Annotated in this window: 16 protein-coding genes; 8 read left to right on the forward strand and 8 right to left on the reverse strand. The window is 63.7% G+C overall.

The window, feature by feature from the left end; translation table 11 throughout:
• Positions 1 to 3 precede the first annotated feature (3 nt).
• From cysT to QM716_RS10930, 3 genes are read left to right on the forward strand one after another with little or no spacing between them, the layout of a single operon-like run.
• Positions 4 to 852, forward strand: coding sequence for a sulfate ABC transporter permease subunit CysT (gene cysT / locus QM716_RS10920; RefSeq protein ID WP_283304164.1), 849 nt, complete (start codon positions 4 to 6; stop codon positions 850 to 852).
• Positions 849 to 1655, forward strand: coding sequence for a sulfate ABC transporter permease subunit CysW (gene cysW / locus QM716_RS10925; RefSeq protein WP_283304165.1), 807 nt, complete (start codon positions 849 to 851; stop codon positions 1653 to 1655). Before cysT ends, cysW begins: the two co-directional genes overlap by 4 nt.
• Positions 1652 to 2701 (forward strand): sulfate/molybdate ABC transporter ATP-binding protein, encoded by a 1050-nt coding sequence (locus QM716_RS10930; RefSeq protein WP_283304166.1) that lies wholly within the window; start codon positions 1652 to 1654, stop codon positions 2699 to 2701. Before cysW ends, QM716_RS10930 begins: the two co-directional genes overlap by 4 nt.
• Before the next feature lie 127 nt (positions 2702 to 2828).
• On the opposite strand, the gene QM716_RS10935 is transcribed toward QM716_RS10930, so the two are convergent.
• From QM716_RS10935 to QM716_RS10965, 7 genes are all read right to left on the reverse strand, one after another.
• The gene (locus tag QM716_RS10935; RefSeq protein WP_283304167.1) at positions 2829 to 3725 is read right to left on the reverse strand and encodes a universal stress protein; all 897 of its coding nucleotides are present in this window, start codon (positions 3723 to 3725) and stop codon (positions 2829 to 2831) included.
• Between the two features lie 55 nt (positions 3726 to 3780).
• Entirely contained in the window at positions 3781 to 4557 is a 777-nt protein-coding gene (locus tag QM716_RS10940) for a DUF998 domain-containing protein (protein ID WP_283304168.1), read from the reverse strand.
• Positions 4558 to 4651: 94 nt separating this feature from the next.
• Positions 4652 to 5407, reverse strand: a complete 756-nt coding sequence (locus QM716_RS10945) for a sirohydrochlorin chelatase (protein ID WP_283304169.1) — start codon at positions 5405 to 5407, stop codon at positions 4652 to 4654.
• 4 nt (positions 5408 to 5411) lie between these two features.
• Positions 5412 to 6734: a sulfate adenylyltransferase subunit 1 gene (locus tag QM716_RS10950; RefSeq protein ID WP_283304170.1), complete on the reverse strand. Its 1323-nt coding sequence runs from the start codon at positions 6732 to 6734 to the stop codon at positions 5412 to 5414.
• Positions 6735 to 6736: 2 nt separating this feature from the next.
• Entirely contained in the window at positions 6737 to 7672 is a 936-nt protein-coding gene (gene cysD, locus QM716_RS10955) for a sulfate adenylyltransferase subunit CysD (protein WP_020908199.1), read from the reverse strand.
• Positions 7669 to 8442 carry a phosphoadenylyl-sulfate reductase gene (locus QM716_RS10960; protein ID WP_283304171.1) on the reverse strand — a complete coding sequence of 258 codons (774 nt, stop codon included), beginning with the start codon at positions 8440 to 8442 and terminating at the stop codon, positions 7669 to 7671. The genes cysD and QM716_RS10960 overlap by 4 nt, the downstream gene beginning before the upstream one ends.
• Entirely contained in the window at positions 8439 to 10169 is a 1731-nt protein-coding gene (locus QM716_RS10965) for a nitrite/sulfite reductase (RefSeq protein WP_283304172.1), read from the reverse strand. The genes QM716_RS10960 and QM716_RS10965 overlap by 4 nt, the downstream gene beginning before the upstream one ends.
• 503 nt (positions 10170 to 10672) lie before the next feature.
• Between QM716_RS10965 and hemW the strand changes: the two genes are divergently transcribed.
• Both hemW and QM716_RS10975 read left to right on the forward strand, forming a co-directional pair.
• Positions 10673 to 11899, forward strand: coding sequence for a radical SAM family heme chaperone HemW (hemW, locus tag QM716_RS10970; RefSeq protein WP_283304173.1), 1227 nt, complete (start codon positions 10673 to 10675; stop codon positions 11897 to 11899).
• Between the two features lie 35 nt (positions 11900 to 11934).
• Positions 11935 to 12555 (forward strand): CG0192-related protein, encoded by a 621-nt coding sequence (locus QM716_RS10975; RefSeq protein WP_283304174.1) that lies wholly within the window; start codon positions 11935 to 11937, stop codon positions 12553 to 12555.
• A gap of 32 nt (positions 12556 to 12587) precedes the next feature.
• Here QM716_RS10975 and QM716_RS10980 read toward each other — a convergent pair whose 3' ends face one another.
• Positions 12588 to 12911 (reverse strand): type II toxin-antitoxin system VapB family antitoxin, encoded by a 324-nt coding sequence (locus QM716_RS10980; RefSeq protein ID WP_283304175.1) that lies wholly within the window; start codon positions 12909 to 12911, stop codon positions 12588 to 12590.
• Positions 12912 to 13068: 157 nt separating this feature from the next.
• Here QM716_RS10980 and hrcA point away from each other — a divergent pair, with 157 nt between their 5' ends.
• From hrcA to QM716_RS10995, 3 genes are all read left to right on the forward strand, one after another.
• Entirely contained in the window at positions 13069 to 14112 is a 1044-nt protein-coding gene (hrcA, locus tag QM716_RS10985; protein WP_003944583.1) for a heat-inducible transcriptional repressor HrcA, read from the forward strand.
• An 80-nt stretch (positions 14113 to 14192) separates the two neighbouring features.
• Entirely contained in the window at positions 14193 to 15344 is a 1152-nt protein-coding gene (gene dnaJ, locus QM716_RS10990) for a molecular chaperone DnaJ (protein ID WP_283304176.1), read from the forward strand.
• A 2-nt stretch (positions 15345 to 15346) separates the two neighbouring features.
• Positions 15347 to 16108 (forward strand): 16S rRNA (uracil(1498)-N(3))-methyltransferase, encoded by a 762-nt coding sequence (locus tag QM716_RS10995; protein WP_283304178.1) that lies wholly within the window; start codon positions 15347 to 15349, stop codon positions 16106 to 16108.
• Positions 16109 to 16176: the final 68 nt, after the last annotated feature.

Raw genomic sequence — 16176 nt, forward strand, 5'->3', positions numbered from 1 at the left:
GACGTGACTGACACTATCGACCCCACCCCCGTGGCTCGTCGGCGGAAACTCGCGCGGGTCACGGGGAGTGTGGGGCCGCTCGGAATCGGAGTGGCCACCCTGTGGCTCTCCGTGATCGTTCTGCTTCCGCTCGCCGCGTTGACCGCCACCGCGTTCGACGAGGGGATCTCCGGATTCTGGGACGCCGTCACCGCACCCGTTGCTTTGGCGTCGTTGCGCGTGACGTTGTTCGTCTCGGTGATCGTCGCATTGCTGAACGTCGTGATGGGCACGATCATCGCGTGGGTACTGGTCCGGGACGACTTCCCGGGCAAGCGCATCGTCAACTCGATGATCGACCTGCCGTTCGCGTTGCCGACCATTGTGGCGTCGATCGTGCTGTTGTCCCTCTACGGTCCGCAGTCTCCGATCGACATCCACCTCAACGCAACTCAGCCCGGTTTGATCGTGGCGCTGGCTTTCGTGACCTTGCCATTCGTCGTTCGCTCAGTGCAACCGGTGCTGATGGAGGTCGACCGTGAGGTCGAGGAAGCCGCTGCATCGTTGGGCGCTTCCAACTGGACGATCTTTCGCTCCGTCGTTCTTCCGACGCTGGCGCCCGCCGTCATCTCCGGCGCGGGACTCGCGTTCGCGCGAGCGATCGGCGAATACGGTTCCGTCGTCCTCATCGGCGGCAACATCCCACGAGTGACACAGATGACGTCGCAGTACATTCAGCAGCAGATCGAGATCGATCGTCCGACCAACGCCGCTGCAGTGTCGGTAGCGTTGCTCGCCATCGCATTCGTGACGCTGTTCGTCCTGCGAATCTTCGCTTCGCGCGGACAGCGACGTGAGGAGAGTTCCCGATGAACGTGTCCAGAGGATCAAAGATCGGTCTGCGGACCATCGCTCTCGTCTACCTGTTCGTGTTGTTGGTCGTGCCGATCGGCGTGATCCTGACACGAACGTTCGAGAACGGGATCGGTCCGTTCATCGAATCGATCACGACACCGGCAGCGATTTCCGCGCTGAATCTTTCGCTGATCATCGTGGCGATCGTGGTTCCGGTGAACGTCGTGTTCGGCGTCGTCACCGCACTGGCCCTGGTGCGTGGTCGGTTCCCGGGCCGCGGAGTTCTGCAATCGGTGGTCGACCTGCCGTTCGCAGTCTCGCCCGTCGTCGTCGGGGTGTCCTTGATTCTTCTGTGGGGTGCCAACGGCTGGTTCGGCGGCATCGAATCGTTGGGATTCAAGGTCATCTTCGGCTTGCCAGGCATGGTGATCGCGACGATCTTCGTGACGCTCCCCTTTGTCGTCCGGGAGGTCGAACCCGTCCTTCACGAGATCGGCGACGAGCAGGAACAAGCTGCCGCGACGCTTGGTGCCTCGGGTTGGCAGACGTTCTGGCGGATCACCTTGCCCGCGATCCGTTGGGGCTTGACGTACGGAATCGTGTTGACGGTGGCGCGTTCGCTCGGTGAATTCGGCGCAGTCATCATGGTCTCTTCCGGTTTCCCGGGGGTGTCCCAGACACTGACGTTGCTGGTGCATTCGCGATACATCGACGACCACAACACCTTTGGTGCGTATTCGGCGGCAACGCTGCTGATGGGCATCGCCATCATTGTCCTGTTGCTGATGACGCTGCTGGACCGTAAGAGGAGCACCACATGATCACAGTGACCGGGGCCCGAAAGAACTACGGTGATTTCGCGGCGCTCGACGACGTGACGGTCAACATTCCCTCGGGTTCGTTGACGGCATTGCTGGGGCCCAGTGGCTCGGGGAAGTCGACGTTGCTGCGTTCGATCGCCGGGCTCGAAGAGCTCGATTCGGGAACCATCACCATCGCCGGCAAGGACGTCACCGGCATCTCGCCGCAGAAGCGTGACATCGGCTTCGTGTTCCAGCACTACGCCGCGTTCAAGCACATGACGGTGCGGGACAACGTGGCGTTCGGGCTCAAGATCCGCAAGCGCCCGAAGCCTGAGATCGAGAAGAAGGTCAACGAACTACTCGAGATCGTCGGACTCGACGGCTTTCAGCATCGGTACCCGGCGCAGCTGTCCGGTGGCCAGCGTCAGCGCATGGCGTTGGCTCGTGCTTTGGCTGTCGACCCTCAGGTTCTCCTGCTCGACGAGCCCTTCGGCGCGCTCGACGCGAAGGTCCGTGCCGACCTGCGCACATGGTTGCGTCGCCTGCACGACGAAGTGCACGTCACCACCGTTCTGGTCACCCACGACCAGGAAGAGGCTCTCGACGTCGCCGACCGGATTGCAGTGCTGAACAAGGGGCGGATCGAGCAGATCGGTGAACCTGCCGACCTGTACGACCGACCGTCCAACGACTTCGTGATGTCCTTCCTCGGATCCGTCGCGAAGCTCAACGGGCAGCTGGTTCGTCCGCACGACATCCGCCTCGGCCGCGATCCGAGCATGGCTCTCGCTCAGGAGTCCGGAACGGCCGAGTCCCTCGGCGTCACACGCGCAACCGTCGAGCGCGTCGTGTACCTCGGCTTCGAGGTTCGGGTCGACCTGCGCAACGAGGCAACCGGTGAGCTGTTCTCGGCTCAGGTCACCCGCGGTGACAGTGCAGCGCTGCACCTCGAGGCGGGCGAGACGGTGTACGCCCGGGCAACTCGGGTGCCGGATCTGCCGGAGACCCCGGTGTCGACGCCGGTGCAGGAGCCGGTCACGGTGAGCGTCGTCGGCCAGGTTTGACCTGTTAGCCCTGTTTGCCCTGTTTTCACCCCCGCTCCTGGTTGAGTGAACGGCACTTTCGGTCTCCTGAAAGCGTCGAAAGTGCCGTTCGCTCAGAAAAAGGGGGGGGCGCCGCAGCTGTGCGGGTTCAGCCCTCGCGGCAGACGAGGACCGGGCACTGGGCGTGGTGAATGAGGCTCTGACTGGTCGAACCGACGATCGACGCCATGAACGGGCTGCGGCCGTGGCTACCGACGACAACGAGCTGCGCCTCAGCTGAATGCTCGAGCAGTGCCTTCATCGGTCCGCTGCGTTGGACGCTGCGGGTGACTTCGACGTCGGGGTACTTCTCGGTCCAACCGGCAAGGCACTCGGACAACAGTGCGTGCTCATGCTGCTCGTACGGTCCCCAGTCGACGAAGCGCCTGGCTTCGGAATACCCGCCCAGCGAGGCGTGCTCGTTCCACGTGTGGACCGCCACCAAAGGTGCGCCGAGGAACGCGGCAAACTCGAAAGCATGGGCGACGGCGAGTTCGCTGAGCTTGCTCCCGTCGACGCCGACGACGATGGGCCTGGTGTCGGCCCTCGCGTGATCACCCGTACCTCGGAATACGGCCACGGGACAGTGCGCACGGTTGACCACCCGAATGGTGTCGGATCCGAGAAACACGGATTGCATCTCGCTGGTGCCGGCCTGACCCAGTGCAACGATGCGAGCCGACTTCGAGAGTTCGACGAGTGTGGTTGCGGGAGTACCAGTCACGAGGCCGCGTTCGATGGTGACGTCGGTGTGATCATCGCGGATGGCGTCCTCGGCCTCGTCGAGTAATTTTGCACCCTCGACGCGAAGGTGGTGGTCGAACATCTCTTCGTCGGTGACGTTGGTACCTCCACCGGACTCGGGTTGTCCTGGCAGCACGTGGGTCAGGCGAAGTGGTTCGTCGAATCTCTTTGCAGCCGATGCTGCCCACCTCGCGGCGTTGACCGCGCTTGCCGAGCCGTCGATACCGGCCACGATTCCGTGTCGAACAGGTGCACTGGTCATGGAAGTCTCCTCGCGTCGCGTCCTTACCAGTGTGTCCCTGCTCACCCCCGGTTCGCTACAAACCGGTCAGCTCGCGAGGCGCGAGAACGTCGGTGGGCACTGCTGCGCGAGATCGGCGCGGGCGCAACGACAACAGAGCGGTGACGAATCCGTTACCGGGCAGTGTCAGTTCCACGTTCTTCAACACGGTTCGGCGCATCAATGCGAGCAGGGCTGCGACGCCGGTGACAGCCATCCACATAGGTAGTGGGTACAGCGTCAGGCGCTCACCCAGGCCGAAGGTGAGGGTTCGTCCGAGAAGCAGTACGGCGCCGACGATTCCGGTGGCCGCGCACAGTCCCGACCACACTGCGATCCACCGACGATGCCGCCAGAAAGAAATGGCCATGAGTACGAGAACGGCATGCCGGGCGATGAAGCCGGGGAACACGGCAGTCCAGTGTACGAAGGTTCCGTCGTTGGCAGGGAAGAGGCCGGTGGCCGCGGTACTCAGTGCAACGACGACGGCGAGTCCGAGGATCCACTTCTTCGCACGACCGTCCGGAATGTACTTGTGCAGCAAGGCCGCGCCGACGATGGTGAGCGCACCGAGGATCATGAAAGCAGCGTTCATGACGTCGTGCATCGGCGAACACGAATCCACGCTGCATGTCGTCACGCCCAGCGAACTGATGGAGTCGCGCGCGAAGCTGTACGGCGTCTTCCAGGCTCCGGCCGTGAAGATTTCGACAAGCAGGTAGAGCACCGACAGGACCCATGCGATGCCAGCTGTGCCGAGGCGAAGATTGTGAGTGATGGTGTTCCCTCTCGCGGCGCTCTGAGGGGATTGCACCCAAAGATCTGTTTCGCAGGCGAAGGAGGTACCTTCGCGAGCTGGACAGCTCCAACACTACGGTAACAATCTGATAACGGCCTGTGAAACCGGATCAGGCAAAGCGGACCAGACGGCCGGGTAGTGCATCAGCGACTTGTCGGTAACGGTCGATCATCGTTTCGATCAGTAGAGAGTGCCCACCGATCGTGTCGGCGAAACGCGCGCGCGGACATGCCGTTGCTGCTGCAGTGCTCAATCGGTCGGTGAGTAGGCCGGGAGCCAAGAACCACGGTGCGACGACAACGCGTTCGGCGCCGTCCTGCTCGAGAGCGGAGATCGCCTGGGCAACTGTCGGTTCCGCAGACGTGGCGAAGCAGATTCGAACACCCGACCAGTTGGTTCCGGCCAGAAGTGTGGACGCCAATTCTGCGGTTGCGGCGTTGGCGCGCGCGTCGGACGAGCCGACTGCCGCAAGAGCGACCCCTACCGACGGATCGTCCAGCTGGGCACCTGATTCGAGGATTCGCTCACGCACCGCCTCGATCAACCGAGCGTCGCGGCCTAGTACGTCAGCTTGGAACACGGTCAGCTGGCGGTGGCGTATCGCGGCAGCGGCCAAGAGCCCGGGCAGATCTACCCGAGCATGGAACGCGTTGCCCAGCAACATCGGGACAGCGACGGCTTGCGTGTGTCCGTCGGCAGCAACACCATCGAGGACCTGATCGATGGATGGCGCGTTGAGATCGAGGAAAGCCAGCCGGACGTCGAGATCTGGCCGCGCTTCACGAAGAGCCGCGACGGCAGCCGCGATCACCCGAGCAGAACGGGGATCACGGCTGCCGTGCGCAACAGCAATGAGCGGAACCATCTACTTAGACGCGCTCGCCTAATTCGACGGCGGAGATGACGTCGCCGACGAGGCCTGCGGCGAGGGTGTTTCCGCCCGCGGGATCGATCAGCAGGAAGCTGCCGGTGTGGCGGTTGACGGCGTAGTCGTCGGCCACGATCGGCTCGGCTACTCGGATCGAGATCTTGCCGATTTCGTTGAGCTCGAGAGTTTCCGGGCCCTGATCTGTGGTCAGGTCCTGCTCGTTGAAGCGCTCCACCAAGCTGCCCACGATGGCCTGCGTGGTACGCGTGCCGTGCTTGAGCAGCAATCGTGCACCGGGGCGCAGCGACTTCTCGGCCAGCCAGCAGACTGTGGCGTCGAATTCGCCGATCGGCTCAGGTGCGTCAGACGGGGACGCGATGGTGTCGCCGCGTGAGACGTCGACGTCGTCGGCCAAGATCAACGTGACGCTGCGTCCCGCGTGGGCGACGTCCAGTTCACCGTCGGCCGTGTCGATACGAGTGACGGTGGTGCGCGTACCCGAGGGCAGGATCACCACTTCGTCGCCGGGCACGACGGAACCGGCGGCAACCTGACCGGCGTAGCCGCGGTAGTCGAGGAACTCGGCGGTGCGGGGACGAATCACGTACTGCACCGGGAAACGCAGGCCGACGCGATGCGGCTCGGCGTCGACCGGAATCGACTCGAGGTGCTCGATCAGCGTGGGGCCGGTGTAGTACGGGGTCTTGTCCGAGCGGATCGCGACGTTGTCTCCGTGCAGCGCAGACACCGGGATCTCCACGACATCTTCGCTTGCCCAGCCCAGCGAGCTGGTGAGTTCGTTGAACTCGGCGGAGATCGAGGTGAAAACCTCTTCGGGATTCTCGACGAGGTCGATCTTGTTCACGGCGAGAACCAGCTTCGGAACACCGAGCAACGCGAGAACCGCTGCGTGCCTACGTGTCTGTGCGATGACACCCTTGCGGGCATCGACCAGCAAGATCACGAGCTGCGCCGTCGAGGCACCGGAGACCGTGTTGCGGGTGTACTGCACGTGGCCCGGCGTATCGGCCAGCACGAACGTGCGCTTGGGGGTCGCGAAGTAGCGGTACGCCACGTCGATGGTGATGCCCTGCTCGCGCTCGGCGCGCAGACCGTCCACGAGGAGCGAGAGGTCAGGGGTGTCGAGACCGCGGTCCACCGACGCGCGGGTCACGGCGTCGATCTGGTCGGCGAGAACGGATTTGGTGTCGTACAACAGACGGCCCACGAGGGTGGACTTTCCGTCGTCGACGCTGCCGGCAGTGGCCAGTCTCAGAAGCTGTGCGGAATGAGTGCTCCGCGGGCTCCGCACTTGGTCGCTCATGATCAGAAATAGCCCTCTCGCTTGCGGTCTTCCATGGCCGCTTCGGAAACTCGGTCGTCGCCACGGGTCGCGCCGCGCTCGGTCAAACGTGATGCCGCAACCTCGGCCAGAATGGCCTCGTTGTCAGCCGCATCGGAGAGGACTGCGCCGGTGGTCGAACCGTCGCCGACGGTGCGGTAACGCACCGAAAGGGTCTGCAGCTCTTCGCCGTCAGCCGGTCCACCCCAGACGCCGGGCGTCATCCACATGCCGTCGCGCTGGTACACCGGACGCTGGTGGGCGTAGTAGATGCTGGCGAGTTCGACGTTGTCGCGGGCGATGTAACGCCAGATGTCCAGCTCGGTGAAGTTGCTGAGCGGGAAGACTCGCACCTGCTCGCCGGGGGAGTGGCGACCGTTGTACAGGTTCCACAGTTCCGGGCGCTGCTTCTTGGGGTCCCACTGACCGAAAGCGTTGCGCAGCGAGAAGATCCGCTCCTTCGCGCGGGCCCGCTCCTCGTCGCGGCGAGCGCCACCGAATACGGCGTCGAAGCGGTTCTCGGAGATCGCGTCCAGCAACGGTACGGTCTGCAGCGGGTTGCGGATACCGTCGGGGCGCTCGGTGAGGCGACCGTCCGCGATGTACTCCTCGACGCTGGCCACGTGCAGGCGCAGGTTGTACTTGGCCACCACGTGGTCGCGGAAGTCGAGGACTTCCTGCAGGTTGTGGCCGGTGTCGACGTGCAGCAGGGTGAACGGCAAAGGCGCGGGCCAGAAGGCCTTGATCGCCAGATGCAGCAGCACCGTGGAATCCTTGCCTCCTGAAAAGAGGATGACCGGGCGTTCGAATTCGCCGGCTACCTCTCGGAAGATGTGGATCGCTTCGGACTCGAGGGCGTCGAGAGTATCGAACTGTGTGCCGTCGAGCTGAGGACGTGAAAGTGTCAAGTCAACTGTCATGATGCGTGCAACCCGCATTCTGTCTTGGAGGCACCGGCCCAACGACCGCTACGCGGATCGCTGCCGGGGGCTGGCTTGCTGGTGCAGGGTGCGCAGCCGATGGACGGATATCCCTCGTCGACAAGAGGATTGACGAGGATGGAATGGGTGTCGATGTAGTTCTGCATCTCCTCGTCCGACCACGGAGCGATCGGGTTGATCTTCACGAGGCCGAAGGCATCGTCGAAGGAGATCAGGGGAGCATTGGCGCGGGTGGGGGCCTCGACCCGGCGGATGCCGGTCACCCATGCGCTGTACCCGGACAGTGTCTGCTTGAGGGGTGCAACCTTGCGCAAAGCGCAGCAGCGGTTGGGGTCACGGGCGAACAGATCCTTGCCCTCGGCGACATCCTGCTCGGCGACGCTTGCCAGCGCACGCGCATTGATGACGTTGACGCCGTACACCTGCTCGACCGCGTCACGCGTGCCGATGGTCTCGGGGAAGTGGTAGCCGGTGTCGAGGAAGAGAACGTCGACGCCTGGATGAACCTGCGCAGCAAGGTGAACCAGTACCCCGTCCTGCATGTTCGACGCAACAATGTAACCGCTACGATTCCCCGTCGCTGCGCTCGCCCCGCTACGATTCCCCGTCGCTGCGCTCGCCCCGTCGCCGAACGTGTCCTCGGTCCACTGCAACAGTTCCTGTGCGTTGGCCCCGTCGAGTTCTACGGCACCGCGCTCGGCGATGGACCGAAGCTCGTCGGCAGTTGCTCGCGAAATGTCCACTGTCATCGCAAATCTCCTTCGTCTGCGCGCACTGCCCATTCCGCGAACCGCTCACCTTCGTTGCGGTTCTTCACGAACTGACGTACGACGCGGTCGATGTAGTCACCCATCTCGACGCTGGTGACCTTGTGCTGGCGCAGCTTGCGTCCGAAGGCGCTGTCGAATCCGAGGCTGCCTCCCAGGTGAACCTGGAAACCCTCGACTTGATTCCCCTCACCGTCGTCGACGAGCTGGCCCTTGAAGCCGATGTCGGCGATCTGCGAGCGAGCGCAGGAGTTGGGGCAACCGTTGATGTTGATGGTGATCGGCACGTCGAGCTGGCTGTTGATGTCGGCGAGACGCTGTTCGAGTTCGGGCACGAGCACCTGTGAACGCTTGCGAGTCTCGGCGAACGAGAGCTTGCAGAACTCGATGCCGGAGCAGGCCATCAGATTCTTGCGCCAGTGCGACGGACGGGCGGGAAGGCCCAGTGCGTCGAGATCGGCGATGAGCGGCTCGAGGGTCTCGTCGGCGACGTCGAGGATGATCAGCTTCTGGTACGGCGTGAAGCGGATCCGGTCGCTGCCGGCCTTCTCGGAAGCGTCGGCGACCTGAGCCAGGATGTCTCCCGAGACGCGGCCGGCGATCGGAGCGAAACCGACTGCGTTGTGGCCGTTGCGGGTCTTCTGGATGCCGACGTGATCGATCGGGCGCTTGGGCTTCTCCGGCGCCGGGCCGTCGATGAGCGGACGCTTCAGGTACTCGGTCTCGAGAACCTCACGGAACTTTTCGATGCCCCAGTCCTTGATGAGGAACTTGAGCCTGGCCTTCGCGCGCAGACGGCGGTATCCGTAGTCACGGAAGATCGAGACGACACCCTCCCAGACGTCGGGAACCTCGTCGAGCGGAATCCAGGCGCCGACGCGCTGCGCCAGCATCGGGTTGGTGGACAGGCCGCCGCCGACCCAGAGGTCGAGGCCGGGGCCGTGCTCGGGGTGGTTCACGCCGATGAAGGCGATGTCGTTGATCTCGTGAACAACATCCTGCTGACCGGAGATGGCGGTCTTGAACTTGCGCGGCAGGTTGGAGTATTTGGGATCGCCGATGTAGCGGCGCACGATCTCGTCGATCGCCGGAGTGGGATCGAGGACCTCGTCGAGCGATTCGCCGGCCAGGGGAGAACCGAGGACGACGCGAGGGCAGTCACCGCACGCTTCGGTGGTCTTGAGTCCGACGGCTTCGAGTCGCTTCCAGATCTCCGGGACGTTCTCGACTTCGATCCAGTGGAACTGAACGTTCTCACGGTCCGACAAATCCGCGGTGTTCCGGCCGAATTCCTTCGAGATACCGGCGATGGTGCGCAGCTGCTCGACGTTCAGCGCGCCGGCATCGCAACGCACACGCATCATGAAGTACTTGGCCTCGAGCAGATCGATGTTCTCGTCGCCGGTGAAGGTGCCGTCGTAGCCTTCTTCGCGCTGGGTGTAGAGACCCCACCAGCGGAAGCGGCCGCGCAGATCACCCTTGTCGATGCTGTCGAAGCCCTGCTTGGAGTAGATGTTCTCGATGCGGGCCCGAACGTTGAGCGGGTTGTCGTCCTTCTTGGCCTGCTCGTTGGCGTTGAGCGGTTCCCGGTAGCCGAGGGCCCACTGACCTTCGGCGCGACGCTTGGCGGGACGCGCAGCGCGGGCGGGCCGAGCTTCGGCAGGTGCTGCCGAATCGGCGGGTGTGGCGGCGTCGGTGGTCGACGTCATCGATGAACTCCTGGATCTGGGCGGTTGATCGGCACGCGGCACGCACTATCGACGAACTGTGGCGGTGTCTGATCGGGACGCACCGGTCCGTGTCGGAAAGCGAGGGGGCTGTCCTCGGTCTCGGAAAGCTCGCGGCCGGCAGGTGTGCTCACGAAAACAAACAGCTGGAGAAGCTGTATCTCTGAAACGAAGTGTCTCTGCAGAGAGTTGTTTCGGTGAAGCAGATGGAGATGAGCGGGAAAGGCTGGAAGATCAGTGAAGGATCAACAGCTACACAGGTGCAGACACGACGAGCTGCACACACGCTTGAAGTCGACATGGCGACGCGCCACAAGTCGCACTCCGAGTCCGGTCATACGGACCATTGTGCCACGTCAACTCGATAATTCCGACTCGGGCGCATATTTCCACGAAAAACGGGGGAAATATCGAGTTCAGGCCACGTGCCGACCTGCATCGCAGGCTGAATAGGTGTGTGTTCCGGATGCTGGGACACTGGAGGCGTGAATGCCACCAGCACGACTCCCACTCGACAGAGCGAGGCGACATCCTTCGTCTTGCCCGCGCGTTCGCTCGAGGGTGTCGGGAAACGGCCGTTCGGGATCTACATCCACGTCCCGTTCTGTGCCACCAGGTGTGGGTACTGCGATTTCAACACCTACACGGCCGGTGAACTCGGAACCTCGGCGTCGCCGCAGTCGTGGTTGGAAGGTCTGCGACGCGAACTCGATCTCGCGGCCGAGATGACGGGCGCCCCGGCAGCGGAGACGGTGTTCGTGGGCGGTGGAACGCCGTCGCTGCTCGGTGGCGACGGACTGTCCGACGTGCTGTCGGCGGTGCGCAGCAGTTTCGGTCTGGCGTCCGGCGCCGAGGTGACCACGGAATCGAACCCCGAATCGACCTCGCCGGAATTCTTCGGCGCTCTCCGCAGTGCCGGATTCACCCGGATTTCCCTAGGCATGCAGTCTGCGGCTCAGCACGTCCTGAAGATCCTCGACCGCACGCACACTCCCGGCCGCGCCGTCGCTGCCGCGAAAGAGGCTCGCGCAGCTGGCTTTTCACATGTGAACTTGGATTTGATCTACGGAACGCCAGGGGAGCGCGACGAGGATCTGGACGCCTCGCTCGATGCGGTTCTCTCCGCCGACGTCGACCACGTCTCGGCCTACGCGCTGATCGTCGAGGACGGCACCGCCATGGCTCGAAAAGTCCGACGCGGCGAATTGCCGGCCCCGGACGACGACGTGCTGGCGTCGCGATACGAACGGATCGATTCACGCCTGGCCGAAGCAGGCTTGCACTGGTACGAGGTCTCCAACTGGGCAAAAGCGGAAACCGCGGACTCCGGTGACACCCGCTGCCGCCACAACCTCGGTTACTGGGACGGCGGTGACTGGTGGGGAGCCGGACCGGGCGCGCACAGTCACGTCGGTGGAGTGCGGTGGTGGAACGTCAAGCACCCGGCGCGGTATGCGGAGCAGTTGACGCTCGGTGAACTTCCCGTCGGAGGCAGTGAAGAACTGACGGCCGAGGACGAACACATGGAGCGAGTCATGTTGACCGCACGCTTGCGTACCGGTCTTCCGCTGTCGGAACTATCTGCATCCGAACGGGTTTCGGCCGATCAGGTGGTTGTCGACGGGTTGGCTGTGATCGAGAAAGATCATGTGGTTCTGACCGACCGTGGTCGCCTGCTCGCCGATGCGGTGATTCGCACGATCCTGACCTGAAGCGCCACCATCCTTCGCCGCGTAACGTGACCGCGGTGGCCCTCATTCATCGTGCGCAGTTGAATCCGTCCAAGAACGACTTGCTCCGAGCGTGGGTACCCAAGCAGCCGTGGCTCGGCTCCGTCGACTGTTCGACGCTCGAACGCGTCGACGCCTATCGTTTCGACGACCCGGCCGGTGAGGTCGGAATCGAGACGCACCTGCTCCGCTCGGCCGACGGTCGAATTCTTCAGGTCCCGCTCACCTACCGTGGTGCTCCGCTGTCCGGGGCGGACGCTGCACTGATCGCAACCATGGATCATTCGGTGCTGGGCGAGCGGTGGGTATACGACGCGTGCTGTGATCCGGTCTACGTGACCGCGTTGGCGACCGCGATTCTCACCGGTGGTACCGGGGTCGAATTGGTCTTCGCGGACTCGGGCGATCACATACCGGTGACCGCGCACGTAACGGGTAGCGGTACGGCCGGGGCGTCGGTACCGGTCGTCGAATCGGTCACCTGCTCGACAGTCGGCACCGACACGATCATCAGTGCAGGAGGCCTGGAACTGACTGTGTCGAGAGTGATCGACGCAGATCGAGTTTCAGGCTCGGAAATGCTCACTGGAACCTGGCCGGGGCAAACGACTCCTGCGCTTCTCGCGATTACCTGCTGAGCGTCAGCGGTCGCCCTCGCTGACCCTGAGCGTCAGCGGACGCCCTCGATGACACCGGGCATCGCGTCGAAGTCGAAGACACGCGCGTGCAGTACGACGCGGTTTCGCAGGGCGGAGCGAACCGCTCGGTGCAATCCGTCCTCGAGGTAGAGGGTGCCGCGCCATTGCACCGCGTGAGGGAACAGATCGCCGTAGAAGGTCGAGTCCTCCGACAGCAAGCGGTCGAGTTCGAGGACTTTCGTGGTGGTCACGATCTCGTCGAGTCGAACCTGACGTGGAGGGAACTTCGCCCAGTCGCGTAGAGACAGTCCGTGATCTGGATACGGTTTGCCGTCCATCACGCCTTTGAAGATCATGTGCCGCCTTGTCCGTGGTTGTACGATCGGCCGTTCGCCGATCTCGCTCCACAGTAAGGGCAACAGCCGTCTCTGGCGCTCGGGCGATTAGACTGCCAGTGGGAACCGATGTGCAAATGTCGGTGTTCGTTCTGTTCAGGAAACGGAGGTGGCAACGATGTCGAGTACCGACGACAGGCGTTTCGAGGTCTTACGTGCAATCGTGGCCGATTACGTCTCCACCCAGGACCCGGTGGGATCCAAGGCACTGGTCGAGCGTCACAACCTCGGAGTGTCGAGCGCCACTGTGCGCAACGACATGGCATTCCTCGAGGCCGAGGGCTACATCGCCCAACCGCACACCAGTTCCGGCCGCGTTCCCACCGACAAGGGATACCGCGAGTTCGTCGATCGCATTGCCGACGTCAAGCCCATGTCCGGGCCGGAGCGTCGAGCGATCCTCGAGTTCTTGGAATCGGGCGTCGACCTCGACGACGTTCTGCGTCGAGGTGTGCGACTGCTCGCGCAACTGACCCGTCAGGTCGCGGTTGTCCAATACCCGTCGCTGTCCGCATCGTCGGTTCGCCACCTGGAGGTCGTCGCGCTGACGCCCGCGCGTCTGCTCCTCGTTCTCATCACCGATTCCGGCCGTGTCGATCAGCGAATCGTCGAACTCGGAGACGTCCTCGAAGACGAGGATCTGTCCCGGTTGCGCACGCTTCTCGGCGGAGCACTGGAAGGCAAGCGCCTGGCCGCCGCGTCGATTGCCGTGGCGGAACTGGCCGACGAATCTCCGGCCGACCTGCGCGACGCCGTGATCCGGTCGGCAACCGTTCTGGTCGAGACACTGGTCGAGCATCCGGAAGATCGCCTGGTCTTGGGCGGAACCTCCAACCTCACGCGCAACGCCGCCGATTTTTCCGGTCTGGCCGGCTTCCCCGGTTCGCTGCGCGCAGTGCTCGAGGCACTGGAAGAGCAGGTAGTGGTCCTGAAACTACTCGCTGCGACGCAGAATTCCGGCACGGTCACCGTCCAGATCGGTGAAGAGACGCAGGTCGAGCAGATGCGCGGAACCTCCGTGATTTCGACTGGCTACGGCGCGGCCGGTACCGTTTTCGGTGGTGTCGGTGTGCTCGGACCCACTCGGATGGACTATCCGGGAACAATTGCATCGGTTGCCGCCGTTGCCAGATACATCGGCGAAGTTCTCTCCGAGCGATGACGGGCGTCGACATTCGTCGACACACCTCCTCGCGAGGACTGAGGAAAACCTAGAAGTAAGAGAAGGACGAGAGAGAAAACGTGGCACGGGATTACTACGGATTGCTCGGCGTCGACAAGAACGCGACAGACCAGGAGCTCAAGCGCGCTTACCGCAAGCTGGCACGCGAACTGCACCCGGACGTCAACCCTGACGAGGCGGCGCAGGCCAAGTTCAAGGAGATCTCGACGGCCTACGAGGTCCTGACCGACCCGGAGAAGCGTCGCGTCGTCGATCTCGGCGGAGACCCGCTCGAGTCCGGTGGCGGCGGAGGTGGCGGTTTCGGCGGCGGATTCGGTGGCGGTGGCCTCGGCGACGTCTTCGAAGCATTCTTCGGCGGCGGTGGCGGCGCAGGCCGTGGCCCGCGCGGTCGCGTTCAGCCCGGAGCCGACTCGTTGCTTCGCACCAAGCTCACCCTCGCAGAATGTGCAACGGGTGTCAGCAAGCACGTGACCGTCGAGACGGCGATCCTGTGCGACAGCTGCACCGGCGCCGGAACCAACGGCGACTCCAAGCCAGTGCGCTGCGAGACCTGCAACGGTGCGGGCGAAGTTCAGTCCATCCAGCGCTCGTTCCTCGGGCAGGTCATGACTTCGCGTCCCTGCCCGACGTGCCGCGGTGCCGGCGAGACCATCCCGGATCCCTGCCACAAGTGTGGCGGCGACGGCCGAGTTCGGGCCAAGCGCGACATCACCGTGAAGGTCCCCGCGGGCGTTGCCGGTGGCATGCGCATCCGTTTGACCGCGCAGGGTGAAGTCGGCCCCGGCGGCGGACACCCCGGCGACCTCTACGTGGAGATCGTCGAGCAGCAGCACGAGGTCTTCGTTCGAGACGGTGAAGACCTGCACTGCACGATCCGCGTTCCGATGGTCGACGCAGCGCTCGGTACGACTGTCACCGTCGACACCATCATCGACGGTCCCAAGGAAATCACCATCGAGCCAGGCACCCAGCCCGGGCACGTTGCTGTTCTTCGCGGTCACGGCATGCCGAAGCTGCGGTCGGGAGTGCGCGGCGACGTCCACGCTCACCTCGAAGTGGTCATCCCGAGCCGTCTCGATCACAAGCAGTCGAAGCTGCTCAAGGAATTCAAGCTGCTCCGAGATCGTGACGAGGCCGAAGTTGTCTCGACCAACTCGCAGAACAGCGGTGGATTGTTCTCGCGTCTTCGCGAAGCATTCAGCGGCCGCTGACGGTGGCCGCAACGGTCTTCTTTCTCGACCCGGTTCCCGGAGTCGGTGAAATCGCGGTTTTGGACGGGCAGGAGGGTCGCCACGCGGCGACCGTTCGCCGGATCGGCGTCGGCGAGCGTTTGGTTTTGGCCGACGGTCGTGGCCGGGTAGCCGATGCCGAGGTGACGAGCGTCGGCAAGGATCGTCTGGAACTGTTGGTCAGTGACGTCCAGGTTCTGCAGCAGCCCAAGCCGCAAGTGACACTTGTTCAGGCACTTCCCAAGGCCGAGCGTTCCGAGTTGGCCGTCGAACTGGCGACCGAGGCGGGGATCGACGCGGTGATTCCGTGGCAGTCCTTGCGGTGTGTTGCCAAGTGGGAGGGACCGAAGCTCGCCAAGGGCGTCGCACGCTGGAGAAGTGCGGCCGTGTCTGCGGCAAAGCAGTCCAGGCGCGCGTTTGTCCCGGAGATTTCGGAGTTGCACAAGACGGCGGCGGTGATCGCGTTGGTTCGCGACGCCGTTGCCCGCGGCGCTGTGGTTGCGGTGCTTCACGAATCGGCGACGACGCCGTTGGCCGGCTTGCCGCTGGCGAGCGCGGAGGAGGTATTTCTGGTTGTCGGCCCCGAAGGTGGGCTGGACGATTCGGAGATCAGTGCGTTGTCGGAGGCCGGGGCCACTCCGGTGCTTCTCGGCCCGACGGTCCTGCGCACGTCGACCGCCGGAGCCGTTGCTCTGGGCGCCATCGGAGTGTTGACCGATCGCTGGGGACCGCGACCACTGCACTGATCTTGCTGTGATCCCGAGCTGAATCGGATCCGGCGCTCAGCGAAGTGTCAGTTTTGCGCACTATCGTA

It is taken from the genome of Rhodococcus sp. IEGM 1409, from assembly GCF_030056735.1.
GTDB lineage: Bacteria > Actinomycetota > Actinomycetes > Mycobacteriales > Mycobacteriaceae > Rhodococcus_F.

What these genes read in the sequence shown, in the direction of transcription:
- QM716_RS10935 (WP_283304167.1), bottom strand. Translation starts at nt 3,725, where the DNA reads ATGACCAGTGCACCTGTTCGACACGGAATCGTGGCCGGTATCGACGGC.
- cysD (WP_020908199.1), bottom strand. Translation starts at nt 7,672, where the DNA reads ATGACAGTTGACTTGACACTTTCACGTCCTCAGCTCGACGGCACACAG.
- QM716_RS10930 (WP_283304166.1), top strand. Translation starts at nt 1,652, where the DNA reads ATGATCACAGTGACCGGGGCCCGAAAGAACTACGGTGATTTCGCGGCG.
- QM716_RS10945 (WP_283304169.1), bottom strand. Translation starts at nt 5,407, where the DNA reads ATGGTTCCGCTCATTGCTGTTGCGCACGGCAGCCGTGATCCCCGTTCT.
- hrcA (WP_003944583.1), top strand. Translation starts at nt 13,069, where the DNA reads ATGTCGAGTACCGACGACAGGCGTTTCGAGGTCTTACGTGCAATCGTG.
- QM716_RS10960 (WP_283304171.1), bottom strand. Translation starts at nt 8,442, where the DNA reads ATGACAGTGGACATTTCGCGAGCAACTGCCGACGAGCTTCGGTCCATC.
- QM716_RS10980 (WP_283304175.1), bottom strand. Translation starts at nt 12,911, where the DNA reads ATGATCTTCAAAGGCGTGATGGACGGCAAACCGTATCCAGATCACGGA.
- cysW (WP_283304165.1), top strand. Translation starts at nt 849, where the DNA reads ATGAACGTGTCCAGAGGATCAAAGATCGGTCTGCGGACCATCGCTCTC.
- QM716_RS10965 (WP_283304172.1), bottom strand. Translation starts at nt 10,169, where the DNA reads ATGACGTCGACCACCGACGCCGCCACACCCGCCGATTCGGCAGCACCT.
- QM716_RS10950 (WP_283304170.1), bottom strand. Translation starts at nt 6,734, where the DNA reads ATGAGCGACCAAGTGCGGAGCCCGCGGAGCACTCATTCCGCACAGCTT.